17 protein-coding genes and 1 pseudogene are annotated in these 20,951 nt (G+C 47.4%); 2 read left to right on the top strand and 16 right to left on the bottom strand.

Features of this window, described 5'->3' with window-relative positions; translation table 11 throughout:
* Window positions 1–119: 119 nt before the first annotated feature.
* The 10 genes from D9T21_RS20390 to D9T21_RS20345 all read right to left on the bottom strand — a co-directional run bounded on the left by D9T21_RS20390 (window position 120) and on the right by D9T21_RS20345 (window position 11,777).
* Window positions 120–719: a YigZ family protein gene (locus D9T21_RS20390; protein ID WP_123327021.1), complete on the bottom strand. Its 600-nt coding sequence runs from the start codon at window positions 717–719 to the stop codon at window positions 120–122.
* An 83-nt stretch (window positions 720–802) separates the two neighbouring features.
* Complete coding sequence (locus D9T21_RS20385; RefSeq protein ID WP_241155775.1) at window positions 803–1,240, bottom strand: RidA family protein; 438 nt, start codon at window positions 1,238–1,240, stop codon at window positions 803–805.
* 151 nt (window positions 1,241–1,391) lie between these two features.
* Window positions 1,392–4,544, bottom strand: a complete 3,153-nt coding sequence (locus D9T21_RS20380) for a CHAT domain-containing protein (protein WP_123327019.1) — start codon at window positions 4,542–4,544, stop codon at window positions 1,392–1,394.
* A gap of 12 nt (window positions 4,545–4,556) precedes the next feature.
* Window positions 4,557–5,054 carry a hypothetical protein gene (locus D9T21_RS20375; RefSeq protein ID WP_123327018.1) on the bottom strand — a complete coding sequence of 166 codons (498 nt, stop codon included), beginning with the start codon at window positions 5,052–5,054 and terminating at the stop codon, window positions 4,557–4,559.
* The gene (locus D9T21_RS20370; RefSeq protein WP_123327017.1) at window positions 5,047–6,600 is read right to left on the bottom strand and encodes a peroxidase family protein; all 1,554 of its coding nucleotides are present in this window, start codon (window positions 6,598–6,600) and stop codon (window positions 5,047–5,049) included. The genes D9T21_RS20375 and D9T21_RS20370 overlap by 8 nt, the downstream gene beginning before the upstream one ends.
* Entirely contained in the window at window positions 6,600–7,232 is a 633-nt protein-coding gene (locus D9T21_RS20365) for a hypothetical protein (RefSeq protein WP_123327016.1), read from the bottom strand. The genes D9T21_RS20370 and D9T21_RS20365 overlap by 1 nt, the downstream gene beginning before the upstream one ends.
* Before the next feature lie 95 nt (window positions 7,233–7,327).
* The gene (locus D9T21_RS20360; RefSeq protein ID WP_123327015.1) at window positions 7,328–7,954 is read right to left on the bottom strand and encodes an RNA polymerase sigma factor; all 627 of its coding nucleotides are present in this window, start codon (window positions 7,952–7,954) and stop codon (window positions 7,328–7,330) included.
* Window positions 7,955–8,119: 165 nt separating this feature from the next.
* Window positions 8,120–9,829: a M1 family metallopeptidase gene (locus D9T21_RS20355; protein ID WP_123327014.1), complete on the bottom strand. Its 1,710-nt coding sequence runs from the start codon at window positions 9,827–9,829 to the stop codon at window positions 8,120–8,122.
* Between the two features lie 156 nt (window positions 9,830–9,985).
* Window positions 9,986–10,630: a GntR family transcriptional regulator gene (locus tag D9T21_RS20350; protein WP_123327013.1), complete on the bottom strand. Its 645-nt coding sequence runs from the start codon at window positions 10,628–10,630 to the stop codon at window positions 9,986–9,988.
* A 454-nt stretch (window positions 10,631–11,084) separates the two neighbouring features.
* Window positions 11,085–11,777: a cupin domain-containing protein gene (locus D9T21_RS20345; protein WP_123327012.1), complete on the bottom strand. Its 693-nt coding sequence runs from the start codon at window positions 11,775–11,777 to the stop codon at window positions 11,085–11,087.
* Window positions 11,778–11,927: 150 nt separating this feature from the next.
* Here D9T21_RS20345 and D9T21_RS20340 point away from each other — a divergent pair, with 150 nt between their 5' ends.
* On the top strand, window positions 11,928–13,415 hold the full coding sequence (locus D9T21_RS20340) for a Na+/H+ antiporter NhaC family protein (RefSeq protein WP_123327011.1): 1,488 nt from the start codon (window positions 11,928–11,930) through the stop codon (window positions 13,413–13,415).
* A gap of 53 nt (window positions 13,416–13,468) precedes the next feature.
* On the opposite strand, the gene D9T21_RS20335 is transcribed toward D9T21_RS20340, so the two are convergent.
* The 6 genes and pseudogenes from D9T21_RS20335 to D9T21_RS20315 all read right to left on the bottom strand — a co-directional run bounded on the left by D9T21_RS20335 (window position 13,469) and on the right by D9T21_RS20315 (window position 19,428).
* Complete coding sequence (locus D9T21_RS20335) at window positions 13,469–14,287, bottom strand: Npun_F0296 family exosortase-dependent surface protein (protein ID WP_123327010.1); 819 nt, start codon at window positions 14,285–14,287, stop codon at window positions 13,469–13,471.
* A gap of 410 nt (window positions 14,288–14,697) precedes the next feature.
* Window positions 14,698–15,387 carry a PEP-CTERM sorting domain-containing protein gene (locus D9T21_RS20330; RefSeq protein WP_123327009.1) on the bottom strand — a complete coding sequence of 230 codons (690 nt, stop codon included), beginning with the start codon at window positions 15,385–15,387 and terminating at the stop codon, window positions 14,698–14,700.
* 790 nt (window positions 15,388–16,177) lie between these two features.
* Window positions 16,178–17,644 (bottom strand): hypothetical protein, encoded by a 1,467-nt coding sequence (locus D9T21_RS20325; protein ID WP_123327008.1) that lies wholly within the window; start codon window positions 17,642–17,644, stop codon window positions 16,178–16,180.
* 1 nt (window position 17,645) lies between these two features.
* The gene (locus D9T21_RS23050; protein ID WP_465252554.1) at window positions 17,646–18,527 is read right to left on the bottom strand and encodes a protein kinase domain-containing protein; all 882 of its coding nucleotides are present in this window, start codon (window positions 18,525–18,527) and stop codon (window positions 17,646–17,648) included.
* A gap of 165 nt (window positions 18,528–18,692) precedes the next feature.
* Window positions 18,693–18,866: pseudogene (locus tag D9T21_RS23305) on the bottom strand (type I restriction-modification enzyme R subunit C-terminal domain-containing protein); the annotation flags it as partial.
* A 10-nt stretch (window positions 18,867–18,876) separates the two neighbouring features.
* A complete protein-coding gene (locus D9T21_RS20315; RefSeq protein ID WP_123327007.1) occupies window positions 18,877–19,428 on the bottom strand; it encodes a recombinase family protein in 552 nt (183 codons plus the stop codon).
* A 304-nt stretch (window positions 19,429–19,732) separates the two neighbouring features.
* Here D9T21_RS20315 and D9T21_RS20310 point away from each other — a divergent pair, with 304 nt between their 5' ends.
* Window positions 19,733–20,932, top strand: coding sequence for an IS4 family transposase (locus tag D9T21_RS20310; protein WP_100970741.1), 1,200 nt, complete (start codon window positions 19,733–19,735; stop codon window positions 20,930–20,932).
* The last annotated feature ends 19 nt before the right edge of the window (window positions 20,933–20,951 follow it).

Here is a 20,951-nt window from a genome sequence, read left to right as displayed (position 1 = left end):
ACTCAGTGTAAAGCTTCAGCGAACACTTGTACACTGAATTTTTTGTGACAGTTTTGCTACGTCAGCCCGATTTTAACTGCTATATCTATGCGAAGTTTCTGGTGGTCAGATGTGTGTGGCTATTCGTTGTTGGCGATTTCAATGCCCTGATTGCGGCACATCGCGGTGAAGCCGTCGATTTCCGGGGCGGGCAGGGCAACTGTCATGGTTACCTGATGGCTGTACTGACAATCGCTCACTTCGCCCTGCTGCTGCGTGACCCAGTGACGAATAAACTGCTCGTGCTTAAAGTCGGCCTTTACGGTGATTTCATCCAGTGAGATATGTTGCGTTACCTTGAGGTTTTCCATTACCTGCTGTGCTGCACTTGAGTAAGCCCGCACCAGGCCGCCGGCACCAAGTTTTATGCCGCCAAAGTATCGGCTAACAATAAGCATTACGTCGCCCACGTCTTTGTGCTGTAGCACGTTTAATATCGGTTTGCCCGCGGTGCCACTTGGTTCTCCGTCGTCTGAACAGGCAACACTCACAGGCATGTCCGGGCGACCTAACAGATAGGCCCAGCAATGATGTCGGGCATCGGGGTATTGGGCTTTTTTCTGAGCGAGCAGTTCCATGGCGGTCTCGCGGTCGGGCGCGCAGGCAGCAAACGCGTGGAATTTGCTTTTTTTGATTTCGTAGAGCACTTCAAGTGCCTGACTGGGAGTTTGGTATGACATCGCCGGTAGTGTAACTGAAAAGGCGGTTAAGTCGAAGTACTACACGGCGGATACAGAGTCCGCCGCTTGCTGCTTGCAGGGAGTTACATGCGGCGCATATGCGCCATGCACTCTACCTCAACCATGGCGCCCATTGGCAGGCCGTCTACGCCAAACGCGCTGCGGGCCGGTAAGGCGCCCTTGGTAAAGAAGGTGGTATAAACGGCATTAAAGTCGGGCCACTTGCTGATGTCGTCTATCATTACCGTGCACTTAAACACGTCTTCCATGCCGAGTCCCAGCGAATCAAGGGCCATTTTTACATTTTGCATCACCTGCTTAGCCTGAGCGGGCATGGTGGCTGGCATCTCGCCGTTTTCATCGAGCGGGATCTGACCCGAAAGATACACAATATTATCCACCTGGGTGGCCAGTGAATAAGGGGCGTTCTCATTAGGATGGGGGAAGTATTTTAACTTTGCCAGAGCGAGCTGGCTGAAGCTTAGCAGTACTACAATCAGGGTTAACTTAGTTAAGTTCACCACAAACTCCTGTTTATCTGTCGTTAAATTATTTTTATGCGAATCTATAGTTACGTAGTGACGATTAAACAACAAGCCCCGGCATTGCATATCAGTTCAACTAACCACTTTTTACGATCAGTTTCGGTAACTTCGGCCCGGTTCATAAAGGCTACTGTAGCAAGAAGAATTCGGACTGCCGATTAACCACCGTGAGTGTAAAGCCTGCCCAGTGCATGGGGTGTTTAAAGCGCGGGTGGCGTTGCATCTGTTGGCGAGCGTGGCGAAGAGCTTCGGTACTGCTGCCGGTTCGTTTCAGCCCCTGATAAAAATGCTGCATAAAAGTGGTGGTAGGTTTGTCTGACACTTTCCAGCGGGTGCTGATCACCGAATCGGCCCCGGCCGTTAATACGCCATACGCCAGGCTTTGCAGGCCGTCGTGGGCCATCATTTTTCCCAGCGAGGTTTCGCAGCCGCTGAGCACAACTAATTGGTTGTTAAATGGCTCGCCCAGTAATGCACTCTGCGATAAGAAGCCGTTGTCCGGAGTAGTTGTTGATGGATTTCTGGCAACGGCCAGGCCCACAATGGCAGGCTCTTCGGGATCAAAGTAGCTGTGGGTGGCGATATGTAGAAGCGGGGCTTCACGCAAATCTGCACTGAGTAAAGCCTTTTGTGTAGCTTGTTCTGCCGAGTAGCGTTTAACCGCATAGTTGGAGAAGAGCGAGGCAAGCTGGTCGCCTTCGCGCTTCGCCCAGGGTAACGCCGGTAGTTTATTGCGCCAGCCAGCATCGGGTACGGGCGAATTCGTTACAAATGCGGGCGAATCAAAAATACCAACTGCCATCGGGGCGGGGCTCTGCTTTACGCTGGCGGACAAATATTCGTTCAACGAAGGCGTCTGGCGCAGAGTATACCGGCCCCCCACATACTGGTTATCATGCAGTCGCAGCTGTGCCAGCGGCAGTGAGAAAAAGCGTCCGTCTGCCTGCCACACAATGTCAGTAAGGTTAGGGTTATTGAGCACCCACTGCGGAATAAAATCGCCTGCGCGGGCATCACGATAAGCCTGAATAATCTCAGCCCCTGATAACCCGTCTGGTAGCGCTGGTGGGCATTTTATAGAAGTTACCTGATGCTTCGCTGCAGAAATTGCCAGTACATAACATTGTTGGCTGGTGTGCAGGTAGCGAAGCACAACCTGATTAGCCTTTAGCGCCGCTTGCACAGCTGCCAGGGTAAGCGGCTTTTTATTGGTCCGGGTTTCGTTGGATAAGCTCGGGTTAACCAACCGCAACCACTGCTCTTTAGCATTATCGAGTTGTTGTTGCAGGTAACGCTTCTCGCTTTCGGTGGTTGAGTTTACCAGGCTGCCTTCCAGAGTTAACCGCTGTTGCCAGAGGCTTTCAAGCTCTGGTTGTTTTAGTAAATGCTGGCGCTGCCGGTCTTGCCGTTTACGTAAAAAGAGCTGGCTCTGATAGGTTTCCAGTAAGGCCAGGGCCTGCTCGGTATTTGCCGTTGTTGGATTGCTGATCAGGGTGTCCAGGTGAGCATCGTAGAGCTCTCTGACTTTATTAAACCAGTGGGGCCCCATTTGATAAGCATCTAGTTCGCGGCCCAGTTGCAATATATGCCGATTAGCCTTGCTGAAAGAGGCGGTAAGTGCACTTTCGTTTTGTGGCTCAGTGGCTTTTATAAGCTGGTATTGCAATGAGGCGAGAGCTATCTGCTGCGGATCATCATCGCCTATAAGGGCCGTGAGTTGCTCTATTTGTTTGGCCGCCTCAGGATACTCGCCAAGCTGAATGCGGGTGTCGGTAAGGGCTGTGAGCGCCTTAATACGCTCGGTCATTTTCACTACATTATCCAGCGTATTGAGCGCTGTATTTTTCAGCCTGCTGGCTTCTGCATACTGCTTGTTATGCGCCAAAACCTGGGCCTGCAGGGCATTAATTAATGGCAGGCGGTCGGAGCGAAGGTTCTCTGCTTTTTGCTCCGCTTGTGCCAGGGCATCGAGGGCTGCCGGCCAGCGCTGCTCTGCCATGGCAATTTTAGCTAGGGCAATATACAGGTGGCTGGTATCGTCATCGTAAACACTGCTTTGATTAAGGCTTAGAGTGCGTTGATAATAGCGCTCGGCGGTATCGGTATCGCCCAGGTAGCTGTAACTGCTGGCAAGGTTGGCGGTGAGCACCGCTGCTGTTATATCGGTATCATCCTCAGTGAGGTACTGTGCCGCCTCGCGAAAAGTCTGCTGGGCTAACTCCCAACGACCAGACCATAAATAAACCAGCGCGAGGTTGTTGGTTATTTCAGCCAGCCCCTGTGTATCGCCTGATTGTTGTTTGCTGCGGATGGCTTCATCCAGGTAACGGGCCGCGGCCACGTTATCGTTAGCCAGCGACCAGTAGGTAGCCAGGCCGTTGTATATATCAGGCAGTAGTTTTGTGTAGCCTTGTTCTATAGCTTGCGAGCGTGCCTGCTCAAGGGAATATTTACCGGCTTCCATCAACGTTTGTGATGATACCACCGAGCCATGCAGCAGGTTGCTGAAACCCAGTGTAGCAACCATCTGGGTTGAAAGGTAACTGGTAGCAGGCAGAGTGTGACTGACTTGTGCGTGTATCAACGGCGCTGATGTTGGCTGCCAGTCGGCAGGGGTTATCTCGGTTGCAGCATGGGCCAGCGCAATTTTAAACTGCCCGGGGAGCAGTGCCATAGCGGCATTACTGGCATCGGCAAAATGGTAAATATCAAAATTAGCCGACATGGCAAGCGCCGCTATTTGCCAGCAGGCATAGCCATCAGCGGCAGGTGCGAGCAGGGATGTAGCCTGTTCGGTATTACCTTCAACAAGGTACTGGCGGGCGAGTAAGGCGGTGGCAAAGCATGCCGTTTCGGCGTCGCTCTGGCGGGCGATTTGTTCGGTAAGTACTGTCGTGCTGGCGGATTCACCATAGGTAGCCGAGAACCACGCCAGCCAATCCCACAGGGCATTTGCCGGTTGCGTGTAAACGGCAAACTCCGTGGCCGTTACCGATTGCTCACTGTTACTGGTTACCTCAACGGTTACTGCATGCCGTGCGCTGCTTTCGGGCTTGATGGCGGCAATATGGGTGTAGGCATAATGGCTATATGCCGTTTTTCCTGAGGAAACGTCAAGGGTAGTGTTGAATGCTGTGTCTGGCGATTCAACAATGATTACCTCGTTGGCTGCGGCGGCAACCGTAAACTGAAACTCTTCGCCCACAGCTCGCTGCCCGGCGGCCATTGCCAGGCACAAAAGGAGCAATCCTGATGTTAACGAGCGGCGAATACGTTCCATGTCATGCCGGTACTAGTGGTTTTTCCAGGCGTAGGCCGGGACTTTTTCAACCGTTACCCGGTGGCCGTCGACCTCTTTGTTCCAGTGGCTGGCGGTGGTGTACTTTGGTGTGCCATCGGCATCTACCGAGTATTTAATGGTGAAGTACACGTCGGTGTATTTTTCTTTAAAGGCCGGCGCGCCTTTCGGATAGCCACCGTCTTTAACAATGGATAAATTGTTGGAGCACAGCATGTTGGGATCGTCAGTGGGAAAGAACTTAGCTTTACTGAGTAACTTTGCGGTAAGCGTTGGCCAGGTGCCACGGGATTTCACAATGGTAATGGTGACCAGAAAAGATGAGCCTAGCATCGGCGTAAACACCCGGGTGCGCATTTTTAACGCGTTGTCGTTGTAATCGCGCTGCCCCTTGGGCAGATACGGGCGAAATTCAGGGGCCCACTCATCGCGGTTATAATCTGACACCCAACCTTTGGGCACGTACCATTTACTCGCTGCCTGGTTACTCATCACTTTGACTCCTTGTGGTTAAAAATGTGGTGATGTCGGCCATGGTGTGAAGCGGTTCGCCTAAGCACGCAAAGGCCTGCTGTATTGTTGTTGTTAATTTGTCGGCCAGTTGGGCCATGCCGTCCTGCTCGCTGTTACGGTAACACTCATACATGGCACTGCGCAGTACATCGCAGTTGATGGCGCTGGCAACCAGCCCCAGTTTGTACTGATTGTTGTCGGGGTAATCGGTGAGATTTTCCTGCAATGTGTATAGCCACAGCGGGGTGCGTTGTTGCTCCTGCAACACGGCCAGCAGTGCATAGATAAAATCGGTTTCCTGCCCGGGCGAGGTTACCCCTAGCTTGCGGTGGCTTAAGCGCTGCTGAAAATGTTCGGCGAACGGCTTAAAGTAGGGCTCGGTAGTGATTGCCCGGAGTATAGACTCGGCGCTATTAAGGCCAAGTTTAATACCGGCCAGCAGGTTTAGCTGGGCAATATTACGCCCGGCTCTCGGGTTGGTAGGATGCGGTACCGTGGCCATATCACTGGTGATGAACAGATCTATAGGGCTGGCAATCTGCTGCAGCCCCTCATTTTCCAGCGGATCGAAAAACAGCGCCGGCCAGTCAATAACATGGGCTTCATCGAGGGGCTCAAAAGGCGGGCGGCGCATGATTTCATCCAGTGAAAACGACTGTGAATGCTCGGTTTTAAGATGATAGCGCGGGCGCAGCATACTGTGACCAAACCTGAAGCTTGCCAGCTTAAACTCGGCGGGCACCTGGGTGTATGGTCTGTTGGTGTCGTAATAAAACGGGCCGAGTTTGTTAAAAAAGTATTCGTGGCAATCGGCTAACACCAACTTTGGCAGTAGGTCGTTGATCACGATGTGATGAAACACGGCCACGGTATAACGCCTGGCGGTAATGATGCGCTCGGCAATATCGGTTTCATCTGCTGGCAAAGCATTAATGAAGGCGTTATGTAAACTCTGAAACAGGCTGTGCAACTGCAGCACAATGGCGTTCTCGTCGTTGCGCTGTTCCGGTATCCATGCGGTGGCCCACGGTGCGCTTTTTATGGTGCCGGGGGATACCCGGTGTACATCATGAGTCTGGGTTAAAAAACGCCCGCTTTCGCTGTCGAAATAGTTGGCTTCAATACTACGGATAGGATCGCCCGAACCATCATTGCCATACATACTGTCGAGATTTAAAAGTGCACTGGTTTGGCGTCCACCGATATGAAAGTGCGAGTCGGCAATGATGTCGTGGGCGATAAACTGGCAAATATAGGTGTAGCCTGCCGGGATGGGCTGCGAGTTGGTGTCGTCCGGAGTATAGTCGGGTTCGTCAAGAAAGGCTGGATCGGCATCGTCTTCCAAATCATCTTCCACTGCTGGAGCAAAAGAAAGCGAAGGCTGTGGTGCCTGTTCGGGGGCAGTGTGCGAACTGTTAGTTTGCGGTAAACCTGGCAGCATCAGGGTGGCCAGGGTATTTAATTCCACCGGGCTTAGCAGCGCCTGCTCTGAGGCAGGAAACATGCTGTGGGTGGCAGATTGCACTAGTCTGAGCCCGTAATAATGGTAGCGCTCAACACCACTTCGGCGGTGTTACTTTCGCGCACGGCGATGATAGTTGATGGCGCATTGGCAGATTGCAGGGTGGCCAGAATAACCAGTTCACCCTGGGCGTTTTTCATAAGCGCCGGCCAGCTTTGCAGGGGCTGGCCGGTGGGGGATTGTAACTCAACGTCAAACAGCTGACCGTTAGCCATACTTAAGTCCAGCACCAGTATCTGCTGCTCACTGCCTTGTTCTACTACTGCGCCGACAGGTGGTAATTCTGAGGTGCTGGCGCCGCGCATCTCACCAATGTAGATCACGTCGGGGCTAATGGCCGTTGCCACATGTTTGGGTTGCTGATAACCCAGCAATAACCAGGTAGCGGCGCTGCCAATCAGAACGCCACCGAGCGGCCAGAACAACCGCAGCAGTTTGCTGGCTGAGGAGTCTGCACGAGATTTTTTAGCCGCCTGGCCGAGTGTTTTTTTGAAGATAGCACTGAGTTCAAACTCTTCCACCATATCGGGATGCATCAACAAATATTCTTCAAACTCAATCATTTCAGCCGCCGTAAGCTTGCCGTGCAGGTAGCGCTGAATTATATGATTAGCCTGGATGTACTGTGTATTCATATCACTTAACTTCTGTAACCTTGTCGGTTAACGTTAATAACTCCGTATTAGTAGTGTCGCCAACGGGCGTTCCCTCTCAAGCAGCACCAGAGCGTTTATATCCGGGTGCCCAGCCAGCCAATGACGGCGGCCACCGACAACAAGGTAAACAGCGATTGTTTATTGATTTCAACCTTGCACTTAAGCGCCAGCGCCTGCTTTAACCGTGTTTTAGCCCGGTGCAGCACCTTATCGAAATGTTCGGTGCTCAAATCCAGCTCGTTACACAGTTCTTCTTTATCTTTGCCTTCAAAAAAGTAGGCGCTCAGTAAGTGCCTGTCGCGCTCTACGCTGAGTTCTGACATTACCTGCGTCACGGTTTCCAGTAGTTTTTCTGAGCCGACCTGGTTTTCGGTATGGTTGGCTGTATGGGAATGCAGGTCCATCTCGTCGCTGCAATCGGTGCGTTGGCGCTTGTTTTTGCGGTAGGTGGCAATCAGCAGGTTTTCTGCTGTGCGGCGTACAAAGCCTGCTATAGCCTCGGGGTTGTCAATTGCCGAGGCCCGGGCTTTCTGGATCACAATGAGCAGGGCTTCCTGCACAATATCCTGCGCCAGGGCCGGATCGTCACACTTATACGCCACAATGGAATACAGCGGTCGGGAAAAGTGACTGAGCAGAGCTTGCTCCGCCTTTTTATTGCCATTGGCGATTTGCGTCACTAGTACAGCAGGTTCATCCATGATTCAGCGCGTTGTGGATTGTTATTAAAGAACAAATCTACCGGCGTAAGGCGGTATTTACAAGTTATTAGCGGTTATAAAACAGACTTTATAAGACTAATAGATAATCAGGAAGGTAGCACGGCCAGCGCTATGTGGTTAGCCGTGCACTTTAGTTATAGCGGTTTATTTTGTGGTGGCGTCGTAGCGTGCCTCGAAGCGTAGGAGTTTACTGTTCGGATCGACAATTACTATATCCTGCTCAGAAACTTTAAGCGTATTTTCTGCCGGCAATTGTAAGGTAGTGAGCTGGCCATTTACCGAGACTTCCACCGGCATAGGAAAGGGCAAATCGTCTGGTACCAGCCAGGTGAGTGTCAGCGAATCGCTGGTGCGTTGCTGGTAGAGTTCCGGCAGCTTAGGCTGGTACAGATACACATCAAAAAACCAGCTGAAATCCTCGCCGGTTAACTCGTTAACCAGCTTGATAAAGTCCCCGGTATTGCGGTACACAGTAGTGAACTGGCCGGGTTGAGGCGTAGCGGTGCCGTACAGCAGCGTGGTAACGGAATCAAAAAACGCCTGATCGCCAATCAGGTAACGCAGAGAATGCATTATCCACGAGCCTTTGTAATAGATATCCAGTGCCGGACCAACGCCTTTTTCGTACACCTCTTCCACTTCCATCGGTTTATTGGACACGATGGGGTGTGTGTTGATCAGGCCTTTGCGCTGGTTATTCAAATACGCTTTGTAGGCAATGTCACCATGCAGGTACTGAGCAAATAAAGGCTGCATATAGCTGCCCAGCCCTTCGTGGATCCACATGTGATCCCAGTTGTCGTTAGTGACCTGGTTACCAAAATACTCATGGGCAAACTCATGCTGCAGTAACCAGTCGAAGCCGAATTCATCTTTTTTGTATTCGTTGCCATAGGCGTTGATGGTTTGGTGCTCCATGCCCAGGTGCGGGGTTTGCACCACGCCCACTTTCTCATCGGCAAAGGGGTAAGGCCCAACCATTCGTTCAAAGAACGTCAGCATGGCAGGAATTTCATCGAACAGCGCCCTGGCTTGCTCTGTATTGCCCGGCAGGTGGTAATACATAATGGGGTAGCTGTTGCCGTAAATGCTCTGGTAGGTGTCTTCGATTTTTTCGTACGGCGCAATATTGAGCGCAATACCATAGGTGTTATGAGCCGAGCGGGTTTGCCAGTGATACGTGCTCTCGTTGGCGGTGCTGGTGGTTTCTACCAGTACACCATTGCTCGCTGCTACCAGATTGTTAGGTACGGTTATGTAAATATCAGCCGTTTTGGGCTCTCCCATGGGCTGGTCGATACATGGCCAGAAGATATCGCAACCTTCGCCTTGTACTGCGGTAGCCAGCCAGGGCGAACCATCTGGCGTTTTATCCCACATTACACCGCCGTCCCAGGGGGCATTGGGCGGGGTACGTGGATGGCCGTGATATTTCACCTGAACCGACACCGGAAAGTTTACACCGTTGGCCGGGGTGATAACCAGTTCGCCCTGTTGGTTAGCATACTGCTCCGGCTTAATAGCTTCGCCGTTAAGCCAGACACCGTCAATAGTGAATACGCTGTCGAGATCCACCGACACCGCTTTAGCTGATTTTGTGGCATCCAGGGTAAGCACGGCATTGCCAAACAGTTGTTGTTTATCAAAATCAAAAGCGAAGTGCAGCTCAGCATGCGCAACACTTACGCCTTGTTGATAACGGGGGATCTCGCCGCCGCTTTTCAGGGTGTAGGCCGTTGAAAATTCGCCTGGAGTGGCTGTTTGCGAGCTATTGCCTGGTTGAGTGGTGGTGCAGGCACAGAGGGCAACTGCAGTTGAAAGTAAAAGGCCTTGCCAGGCACGGATACATTTCATGTGTGGGCTCCGGATAAATTGTGGTTGTTATTGTTTCTGTGATTATAACGTTAAACAACGTGCAATCCTGATAATGAAGCCTGTGTTAAGCGTATTTTTAAGGCGTTAAACGAAAAGAGTGGCCATGCCACTCTTTTTTATTAATAACCGCTGACGTTATTCGAACAACTCACCACGCAAATCTATTAAGGTGCTATGGGTATGTTCTTTGAGTAACTTTTTCACCAGTTTGGGCTCTTTGTTCATCCACGCGTCATAAATTTCTTCATGTTCGCGGTAGGCGTCGGCCTCACGGTCGGGTGGCTCAAGGTGCTTACGAACATAACGTTCAGACAGCAGATGGACCTTGAACAGCAGTTCCTGGGTGATTTTGCGGTCGGCGGGGGCCGACAGCGCCAAATGAAATTCCCGGTTTACGGTAACCGCTTCCGGTGAGATTTCGTTTGCCATGCTTTGCAGACGTTTAAAAATCTCGGTAACTTTGGCTTTATCTTCTTCGGTGGCTTTTTTACAGCCCTGAGCGGCCGCTTCAGGCTCCAGCGTGGTCCGCAGATGGAATACATCTTCGGCTTCGGCGAGGCTGAGTGGACGAACAATAAATCCACGGTTCGGGTGAGAGACTAATAAACCATCTTGCTCCAGCCGGGTGAGTGCTTCACGCAGCGGGATTTTACTTACTCCCAGATCCTGGGAGAGGGCGTCCTGACGAATGGGCTTTGCCGGGAACATATCGTTGGCAAGGATACGCTCACGAATAATTTCGTAAGCCTGTTCCGACAAAGTTTTAACCACAATTGACATGTATTAATGACTCCTAAACAGAAGTTTGGTGTTTCGTTATTGTTGGTATCTTATTATTAATGTAGCGATAGCCTGACCGATTTTAGCGGTAGACTCCATGTCATACAGTATACTATCTGAGCTACGGCTGATAGCGCTGGGTAGTCTGACTGCTTTCTTTTTGCACAATGGTGAATGTTAAAGTGTATTTTTAACGGTTTTTAGAATCAAATTTTTAGATTTTGATTTTATTTTGCGATTTATTTGTGGCACGTGCGGCAAGGCATAATCTGCGATGAGTGCTGTAGTCATGCGTCGTGGTGGTTAAATTAAATTGTAAAATTAGGCGGTTAGCCTTAGCCTCTTTGAGAGGTACTAGCGGTTTCATCGAAAAAAAACTTGCAGGCAAAGTGTTCAGGACTCAGAGCAAATATATACTGTCAGGATTAGCAGAGCCCGGGACATTGCCGCGAAATTAGTTTTCGGTAATAAATTTGTCGCCGAGCAAGTTAGCACCCATGTAGCCAACTTTCACGTAGATCAGCGCCCCTTCCTCAGCGGTAAACGGGGTATGCTGACTGTATCTGGGGTTACGGATCCAGCTCCCGGCGGGATAGCTGCCGTGTTCGTCGTTAAAAACACCTTCCAGCACCAGTATTTCCTCGCCACCGGGATGCACGTGCCCACCAAATCGCGTGTGCGGCGCCCATTTTACTAACGCTGTGCTCACTCCGTTATGTTCGTGCAATGGCAACACGCTTAGGCCCTTGGCCTGGCCGGGCAGCCACTCGCTTTGCTGAGTATTAATGGTTAACTGCTCAAGGTCGTTGTGGGCAAACTGCCAGAGTTTAACCAGAATGGTGCAGCCGCCTGCAGAAAATGGCGTGTGTGAACTGCCTGGCGGATTGCGCAGATAGGTGCCGGCTGGATAATCGCCATGCTCATCACTGAAGGTACCACTTAATACGTAAATTTCTTCTCCGCCATCGTGAGTGTGGCCACTATAGCCCGCGCCTGGTTCGTAGCGGACGATGCTGGTGGCTCTTGCGACCTCCTTACCGGCGCGATCGAGCATCATACGGCTAACGCCCTTAAGCGGAGAGGGAATAAACTCATACTCTGCCGGGCGAATAACTACTCGCTGGTTAAACTCACTGTTTATCTGCATGGCAAAGTGCTCTGTAACGCTGGGTTTGGGTGATTGTACGTAAAGACCGGCGAAAAGCTCAACTCATTGCGAGCAGTGCACGAATAAGATAGATTTATATAAATTATAATTTATTGATTCGGCAACTATTTTGCCTAGCAGGACCGCATTTTGACCAGCCCTGATTTTCTTTCCTTATTCCCTATTATTGTTACTCTGGCCCTCGCGTTATATACCAAACACGTGGTGATTGGTTTATTTGGCGGCGTAGTTACCGCTGTGGTGTTGCTCACCGGCGGGCATCCTCTGGAGGTGTTGGCGGCGCTTATAAAAACACATTTAGTGGGGACTCTCACCGATAGCTACAACGCCGGTGTGATTGTGTTAATGGTGTTTATTGGTGGTTTTGTGGCGCTGATGGAGAAGTCCGGTGGCGGGCCGGCGTTTGCTACTAAGATGATTGGAGTGATAGCCAGTAAGGCAAAAGCGCAAATAGCAGCCTGGTGCGGCGGCATCTTTATTTTTTATTCTGATTTGGGCACGCCGCTGATCATCGGCCCGGTATTTCGCCCGCTGTTTGAAAAACTCAGGGTGTCGCGGGAAAAGCTGGCGTTTATTATCGACTCCACCGCATCGCCGGTTGCGATTCTGGTGCCCTTTATTGGTTGGGGCATTTATATAATGGGTCTGCTACAAAAAGAATTTGACCAGGCCGGTAAATCCCTCGACAGCTGGCAGGTGTTTATTGGTGTAATCCCTTATCAATTTTATGCCTTGCTCGCCATAGCCGTTATACCGGTAGTAGTGCTCCTTAAAGCTGATATAGGGCCCATGGCGCAAACCGAAATAAAAGCCACACAGAGTAATACGTCTGTAAATGCTGACGTGGTACAGAATAAGGATTTTGAGGCATTCACTCATAAAAATGCCCGTGCGCGCTTTGTGTTTTTGCCGCTGCTGGTTATGGCTGCAGTACTGCTGTTCATGCTGGTACCCCTTGGCTTTCCCTTTTCCAGCGTGCCGGGGTCGGTATTCCGAGCGGCCCTTGCCAGCGCTTATTTTCTGGCAGCCTGTACGCTTATAGGTTTAATGGCCTGGCATAAAGTGCGTTCAGGTTTAGAAGGCGTTACTTTGTATCTGCAGGGCATGAGCGGCATGATGCAGGTGATCATTGTACTGGTGCTGGCCTGGACGCTGAGCTCGCTGGGCAATGAACTGGGTACCGCTGCTTACATTGCTGAACAGGCTCAGCGCGGCTTTCCGGCGTGGTTGTTACCGCTGGTGGCGTTTTTGTTGTCGGCGGTTATTTCCTTTGCGACAGGTTCGTCCTGGGGCACTTTTGCCATTATGTTGCCGTTGGTCATCCCTACAGCGTTTGCCATTGAAGCGCCGCTATTGGTGAGCATTGGCGCGGTGTTATCCGGGGGCTTGTTTGGCGACCACTGTTCGCCTATATCAGAAACCACCATATTGTCGGCCACCGGAGCGAGTTGCCGTCAGTACGATCACTTCAGAACGCAATTACCTTATGCACTGATAAACGGTGGGATCTCAACGGTGGCCTTTACCATTGCTGGATGGGTAACAAGCCCGCTGATATTTATTGGCGCCTTGCTGTGCCAGCCACTGGTGCTCTGGGCTATTCTGCGTTTGCGGTAAGACAGCCATAAAAAAAGCTGACCGAAGTCAGCTTTTTTCAATTTGAAAGCAGCTTACTTTTTACGGCGTAAGCGTAAACCAATTGCTGCCAGACCTAATAACAACAGTGCATGGCTAGCCGGGCTGGAAGCAAGTACCGGGCGTTGGCTAAGACCAACAACAATGTTGTCAAACTCACCTGCAATACCTGAGGTGTTTATAACCAGACGATCAAACTGCTCTGCAAACGAAAAGTCTATGTTCACGTATACGTTTGAACCATCGCCAGTTTGGTTGCCCGCACTGCCGCCCAGAGCGTTGAGCAGACCGTTACCAGTGATGCTGGATACCAGGTTTCCGCCAGAGTAGAAATTAAAATCATTGTATCTGTCTACCGAACCCCAGTAGAAACCCAGATAAGTAATACCAGTATCTGCGTTGGCTGCCAGTAACTGACTGTAGTCAAAAGTAAAGCTCGCAGAACCGCTGCCGTTGTTGGTCAGGTAAGCGAAACAAGTAGTATCATTGGCAGGCGCCGCAGCTACATTAGGCACTGAGCCCTTACGAATACCAACATCACCGCTTGGTGGTGTTACTAAAACGCCAGCAGGACCACCGTTAACACTGTTAACCGCACAATCCTGGTCAAACCCCGGATCATTGTAAGCGAGGGAACCTGGAAAACCGGTGGAGTTTGTTGCCTGGTCGAAAGTCTCGATGAAATAACCTGGTAATCCACCTGTGGCTGGATCAATGTATTGGCTGGTTAATCCAGAGCCATCTGTTGCTGCGTCGTAAGAGAAAGATATTGATGCAGCGTTTGCAGATAGTGAACCAACAATAAGTGCGCTACCGATTGAAATGACTTTAGCCAGTTGGCTTAACTTCTTCATTTTATGACCTTAATTTAGGAAAACTGTAAAATACGTCTATCTCCTACTAGGCTATAATCGTGCCACAATTAAAATTTTATTTTATATCAATGGTTTAGTTTTAATTGAGGAGCGTCTTTACAGTAAGGTGTAAAATATTTTGACATTGTTTAGCTCGATCTTTCCCCCTTATACAGCATTTATAATCGATTCGGTTGTATACCGTACTGCCAGCTTTTTGTGAAGCAGGGTGATAGGTAGCGGTGCTGACTGATGAGCGGTAAAAGGAAAAGTAAACACTAAGGAATGTGTGATTGTAGGTTTATTACCGGCGGCGAAGCGTTACCCCGATAAGAAAGCATGCCTGGCAGGCAGTAAAACATAAACGGTGTACTGCAAAAACACCGTTTGTCATTTTATTTGCTATTGGACTACGCAACTACTCGTTTGCGACCGATTAAAGCTAGGCCCAAACCAAGTAAGGCCAGGCCCGCAGGGGCCGGAGCTGGTGTTGGGTCGTCATCACCGCCACCGGCAGTTGCTGAGCCAAAAGTGATGTCATCGTAGCCAATTTGATTTACCGTGCCACCGAAATCGATAGAGTAGGCGGTGCCTGCAAAGCTCGCACCTACCGGAGACCAGTTACAAAATTGGCCATTAGGATCACCCGAACAGTTATCGAAGCCCTGAGCACTAAGATCCAATGTCGCCAGCAAATTACCTGTCGCATCCAAGCCGTCGTATACGAAGACCGACGCAACAGTCGACGATGAATAGAAAAATGAAAAGCCTGTATCAAAACCGGCTGAATAGTTTAAAACAGCGGTCCCGGTTAAGAAGAACATGACGGTATCGGCAGATGGTTCGTTAGCAAAGTTACCAGTACCGCCTGCGTCAGCGTCGATTATGCCCAGAGTATTGCTTCCAAAACCAATACCGTAGTCTGTGCCTGAGTTACCCATGCTATCGGTGCCGCCATTATAGAAATCGTTGATGTTGGCCTGGTCGCCAACACCTTCAAAATCAAGCACGATAACGTTCGCCTGCGCAAAGCCTGAAGCTGCAAGAAGCATAGCTGCAGCGGTGCCCTTCACGAGTTGTGATTTTTTCAAAAATTTCATTGCTCTTTCCTTTTGAACTAATTTTATTTTTTATCGAATAACAACCAATTATTCGCTCAGGCAAAACGCGTTACTAATAGCGCTACGGCAACCCTTCATTGTAATTCAATCAAAAATCGAACCAGGATAGATAAATGTAACGAAAACAGTTTGTTAACAAATCTTCTAAGATTGGCTCGCAAGGTTTTGTATAAAAAACCGACAGTTTTGGCGATAGATTTAGGCTGAGCAAAGCGGATTCGATTCAAGCTGGCGTAAAGAGGGACGCTAATTTGATATTTTTTGTTCTGAGTACAGAATTAATAGCTTTGTTAGATTTTGATTGGTTTAGAGAAACAATACTGAATAGGGCTAAATTGGAAATTTAGCGACAACTGCCTACGATGAGCAGGTAATGGAAGTATCGCCAGGACTTTTATTTTGAAAAATGGTGGCCCCACCCTGACTCGAACCTTTATGTGGTAAAAAATATTTTAAAAATAACACTGTATGTAGCTAGGTGAAAACTCTATTAAAGATGGATGATTGGTTTGAAACCTTTATTTTTATTGATTTTTTGACATATGTTATGAGCTTGTCATCTGATTTCAACGCGTTTAAAAAAATTGTTTTTCAAATACGCTGATGTTTAGTGTATTTGAATATTAATAAAATCTGTATACTTAAATGCACTATTGATCAGGTTATCTTAAGTGCTTCTGGTTTTATGTAAGTCATGCACATTGGTGCCACTGATTTTAAATGTTTCTATAAATCTTATTTGGGATGTACCTATTATGGGTTCAATTAACTACGTATCGATTTCTAATACACCAAGTTTCTTGGCAAGTTTAACAGCATCCTTCCTTAATTTAGTTGCTTTTTCAGAATCGAATCTTTCAACTTGTTTAGCGTAAAAATGTTTAGCTAGACATAGGGAGCGATTTAGTCCTTTTCTAGTTAGTAGCTCAATCGATTCATCATATAATTTTATTCCCTCATCTATCATGCCACTCTCCATGAAAGCCATACCCGTTGTGGCTTTGAATGTAGCAATGCTATGAGTATCTTCAAGATTTACTCGTCTTGCTAATAGCCTCAAATCAACATCTAAATCTTTAGTTTGTTTTGAAAGTAACTTAGCAACAACAAGGTTGTTTAATTCACCAAATCTCATGTGTGAATGTGGAATTCGATTTTCGGAAAGTTTAATAACAAAGCCAGGATCATCTAATGCTGCAATACTAAGATAACCAGCATCAACTACAGGGCCTGCGCTATAAGGTTGAAATTGATGCATTTCGACTAACTTATCTCGGCATTCTGCAAATTGTTTATTGTGATAAAGGGCGTTTACACCACCTTCAATTGACGCTGAAGGGGCTGGCATATTTTTAAAGTGCATCTTGTGTTTATGGTGTAACCATTGCACATGAGAAATTACATTTTCAGATGGCTCTGCTAGAGCTAGTTGCATATGTTTTTTAGCTCTTTTGATTGAACCATTATTAAACTCTATCGTAGCTACACATGCTGCCAATTCAGATACTCTTGAGCGCTCGCCATTCCAACTTTCAACCAAAGATATTGCTTGCTTAATGTTCGGATTTCTTAAGTCAAAGGCACTGGATATTGAAGTGTACGCGCTTAAAATTAATGGATTCGAGTTTAAATTTGGCCTTTGCTTTAAGTACCATGTTGCTTTCTCAGGATCTCCTATGTGGACTAAAAACCTAGAATATGATTTCGCAATAAATGCATGATTCGGATCTAAATTTTTTGCAACATCAACGCAGTGATATGCTTTGCTCATTTCTCCAATTACTGAATAATAGAAGCCTAAATCCATCCAGCTTAATGAGTCTCTTGGGTTGAATTTAACTATGTTTTTGAGCTTTCTAATTATCAGTCTGACATTACCAATATCAGTTGAATAGGAATCAAAATTGTCAAACAATCTTAGTTCTGGACAAACAAGATGTTTAACAGAGCTGGGAAGGTATTCATACTGATCAAGCAATTGTCGGTGCAGCTCACTATAAAGTGGATGGTTTCTTTCGTCAGCCTGAATGAATCTAACAAATACATCTATAGCATTATAAGTTGATGGTTCAGCCTTCCATATTTCAACAGCTTTTTTGAACCAAAAATCTTCTTCGAAACTAGATGAAGTTGCAGCCTTAACTTTTGCAGGGTAATTAAACTTATATAGCTTCCTCGAAGTATGCCACCTCGGGATTAACTGCCTGTTATCCATCATTAAAATGTTATTGGACATATCAGTTAATCCCCTTTATCTGACATTTTCTTATTATGCCTGCCATTTTACTGATGTACTTCTCCATTGAAAGGCGCATAACTTTGCTCGTGTGCTTTGCATTTCCACGAATCAAATGATCAGGGAAGCATAATTCGTTAACAATCTCGGCTAAATCAGAAGCGATTTCATCATCAAACTGATTCTCACATTCTTCTTTAAATCTATTAATAATTGTGGCGAAAGCAGATTTTATAAAAGGAAGTGCATCCGAATACGTAGCTCTATCAATATGAGGCATTATCAGTCTAGACTCTTCAATTAAAACCGGAGTAATTTGAGCACCAGAAATAACGTGATAAATTAGGCTTCCAAACATATGAATGTCAGAAAGTCTTCTATCAATAAAGTCGCTTATTGGAATCCTATAATGAACTTCAATTGGCGCATATGATCTATCACCAGTAAAGCTCTGTGAGGAAAATGGAGATGTACCATTAACGTCTGTAACTCTGCCAAGATCTGAAATTTTTGATTGCTCATTTTCAAAACACAATATGTTAGAAGGTTTTATGTCTTGGTGGGCAATACCAATTTGATGTAATTGTTTTATTCCTACAGCAACATGATGCAGAGACTTAAACACCGTTTTCCACGAAGTTACACCGTTATTTATGAACTGTGCTCTCAAATCACCTTCAGCAAGTTCAAAAATAATATAAAAAACCCTGTTTAGTGGTGGTAGAGATATGGGGCTTAATATTTCTCCACTATCTAAAGGAGTAACAACACGAGTTAGCTTGCTATCTTTACAATGATCTAAAATATTTTGTTCAAAAAGATATTCAGAAATAGTCCTATTCATTTCCTCTAGTGGTTTTGCGGCCACTTTAGAAAGATCCATCGCTTTTAGAAATCCAACTCGTCCTTCAGGGGAAATAGCAGTATATCTAGTACAAAAATTACCTCCACTGCCTGATGTAGTATTTATTAATTTACCTATTGTCCAACCAGAGTCGGTCACTAATCCTTCTAAAGCTGTTGATGGCATATATAAAACTCCCTTTTTCTCATACAGATACTTCTGAAACCCAATAAAGGTTTCTCTTATGGCCGCTGGTGAACCAAATACATCTACGGCATCACCAATGGTGTTGTATTTCAGCTCAATTAAACTACGCATCTTACTTGGCGATAGCTCCAAAACACCATCTTCAATATATTTTTCTAATATGAAATCGATCTATTTATTCTTAACTGTCTTCTAGCACTTTATTTAATGTTGGCCTGCTTACATCAAAATGCTTTGCCACTTCTGCTTTGGTCATATCTGGATCAAGTAGCATGGCTTGCGCTTTTTTAATATCAGTAGGTGTTAGCTTTTGTTTTCTGCCACCTTTAAGGCCTCTTGCTCTTGCTGCTTCTAAACCTGCTTTGGTTCGCTCTGATATTAGTCTGCGCTCAAATTGAGCGATTGAACCGATCATATGAAATGCCAATTCACCAACCGCAGTCGTAGTGTCTATATTTTCATCAAGGCTGATAAACTGAACCTGTTCAGATTTAAAACCATCAAGTAATTCAATTAAATCCTTTAAGCTGCGCCCAAGCCTATCTAAACGCTGCACGACAACAACATCATCTGCTCGCAAGGCATCTATCATACGCTCAAGTTCTGGACGGTGCTTTGATTTACCACTGCATTTTTCTTGGTAAATTCGCTCACAGCCTGCCGCTTTTAACGCATCCAATTGTGCGCTTTCTGATTGTTCGTCCGTGCTTACTCGTGCATAGCCGATCTTCATCACAATCCTAAAATAAAGGTAGGTTTACTTTACGTAGATTACTTTGCGGGTTGTTTTACATCAAAACAAGCTAATTTTTGTATTAGATTTGAAGTTGGCGGGATGTAAATAAAATGGTCGTTTTATTTACGCGGGATTTTTGTATTATTGTGTATAGTTGGAAAGCTGATACAAGCGTCTTCATTGTATCGTGTAGATTCTGAGCTATCCCCACGAATAGTAAAATAAAGTCAAAGAGTTAGGGAACATTCATGGCATTTGGTGATCAGATCTTTCGCCAAAAAAAACCAACACAGAAAACACCATGAATGCACGCTCTATATTGAACAATCTTGTCTCTTTTGTCAGCCATAAAATGCATAAAACCCGCAAACAGGCCGTTGTCGCCTGTGTGCGAAGCTTGATTGAGAGCGGTTCGGCCACTGTGACCAGTATGGGGCGCGGTATCCGTTCCAATGCCTATGAGAAACACCGTATTAAGCGGGCTGACCGGCTGTTATCTAATGGTCACCTCCAGCGTGAAGTACCGTTTATCTATGCAATGATTTGCCGGTTATTTTGTACCTGTAAACATCCTGTCATTGCCGTTGACTGGTCAGATTTGGATAAGTGCAAAAAGCACTTTTTACTTCGCGCCGCAATTGTCGTTAAAGGGCGGCCTATTACCCTTTATCAGGAAGTGCATGATAGAAAAGCCAGTGCAAAAGCGACTACACATAGAGACTTTTTAGAGATATTGCACACGCTCTTACCGGATACCTGCCAGCCCATTATTGTCACTGATGCGGGCTACAAATCGCCGTGGTTTCGTGAAGTGCAGGCATTGAGATGGCATATTGTCGGACGTGTGCGAAAGCCACATTTATATTCGCTGGATGGCGGTAATGAATGGCAATCTATCGCTGAGCTTTATCTAAAGGCTACAACACGGCCCAAGCGATTTGATAACGCGCTTATCGTCAAGTCACGACCTTTTGCCTGTACCTTGGTGTTGGTTAAAGAGAAAGCGAAAGGTCGACGAGCGTTTAATGCCAATGGCTCGCGCCAACGGGATACCAATTCATTGAAATATGCTGATGGCGCAAGAGATCCGTGGCTACTGGCGACGTCATTGCCCTACCATCGTCACTTATCTAAACAAGTCATCGATATTTATCGCCAGCGCATGCAAATAGAAGAAGGCTTTCGGGATATGAAAAGCACGCGCTTTGGTCTGGGGTATGAAAATAATCGCAGCACAACCAAGACACGCATTACTGTTCTGGTCTTGCTTACCACACTGGCTTCGTTAGTGGCTGTACTGTTGGGCATGCTATTAGTTGTCAGTAACAAGCATCGACGCTTTCAGGCAAATACCGAAACAAAATCCGTACTATCCTTTCACTTTCTTGGCTTGAGAGCTTTTAACACCTCAATGCGATTTACCCTGCATCAGTGGAAAAAGACGATCCGCTGGCTTGATGAACTCACCGCTGAAGCTTGCATGAGCAAGATTACATGCTAAATTCGTGGGGATCCCTCAG

The sequence above is a fragment of the Marisediminitalea oceani genome (assembly GCF_003731635.1).
In the GTDB taxonomy this organism is placed as follows: Bacteria; Pseudomonadota; Gammaproteobacteria; order Enterobacterales; family Alteromonadaceae; genus Alteromonas; species Alteromonas oceani.
The sequence above is the reverse complement of the archived record's forward strand: the minus strand, read 5'-3'. Positions and strand labels throughout refer to the sequence as shown.

Excerpts from the sequence above, each read along its gene's own strand:
- D9T21_RS20335 (WP_123327010.1), bottom strand. The coding sequence starts at position 14,287 with ATGAAGAAGTTAAGCCAACTGGCTAAAGTCATTTCAATCGGTAGCGCA.
- D9T21_RS20365 (WP_123327016.1), bottom strand. The coding sequence starts at position 7,232 with ATGAATACACAGTACATCCAGGCTAATCATATAATTCAGCGCTACCTG.
- D9T21_RS20345 (WP_123327012.1), bottom strand. The coding sequence starts at position 11,777 with ATGCAGATAAACAGTGAGTTTAACCAGCGAGTAGTTATTCGCCCGGCA.
- D9T21_RS20390 (WP_123327021.1), bottom strand. The coding sequence starts at position 719 with ATGTCATACCAAACTCCCAGTCAGGCACTTGAAGTGCTCTACGAAATC.
- D9T21_RS20355 (WP_123327014.1), bottom strand. The coding sequence starts at position 9,829 with ATGAAATGTATCCGTGCCTGGCAAGGCCTTTTACTTTCAACTGCAGTT.
- D9T21_RS20315 (WP_123327007.1), bottom strand. The coding sequence starts at position 19,428 with ATGAAGATCGGCTATGCACGAGTAAGCACGGACGAACAATCAGAAAGC.
- D9T21_RS20310 (WP_100970741.1), top strand. The coding sequence starts at position 19,733 with ATGAATGCACGCTCTATATTGAACAATCTTGTCTCTTTTGTCAGCCAT.
- D9T21_RS20380 (WP_123327019.1), bottom strand. The coding sequence starts at position 4,544 with ATGGAACGTATTCGCCGCTCGTTAACATCAGGATTGCTCCTTTTGTGC.
- D9T21_RS20375 (WP_123327018.1), bottom strand. The coding sequence starts at position 5,054 with ATGAGTAACCAGGCAGCGAGTAAATGGTACGTGCCCAAAGGTTGGGTG.
- D9T21_RS20325 (WP_123327008.1), bottom strand. The coding sequence starts at position 17,644 with ATGTCCAATAACATTTTAATGATGGATAACAGGCAGTTAATCCCGAGG.
- D9T21_RS20360 (WP_123327015.1), bottom strand. The coding sequence starts at position 7,954 with ATGGATGAACCTGCTGTACTAGTGACGCAAATCGCCAATGGCAATAAA.
- D9T21_RS20350 (WP_123327013.1), bottom strand. The coding sequence starts at position 10,630 with ATGTCAATTGTGGTTAAAACTTTGTCGGAACAGGCTTACGAAATTATT.
- D9T21_RS23050 (WP_465252554.1), bottom strand. The coding sequence starts at position 18,527 with ATGGATCTTTCTAAAGTGGCCGCAAAACCACTAGAGGAAATGAATAGG.
- D9T21_RS20330 (WP_123327009.1), bottom strand. The coding sequence starts at position 15,387 with ATGAAATTTTTGAAAAAATCACAACTCGTGAAGGGCACCGCTGCAGCT.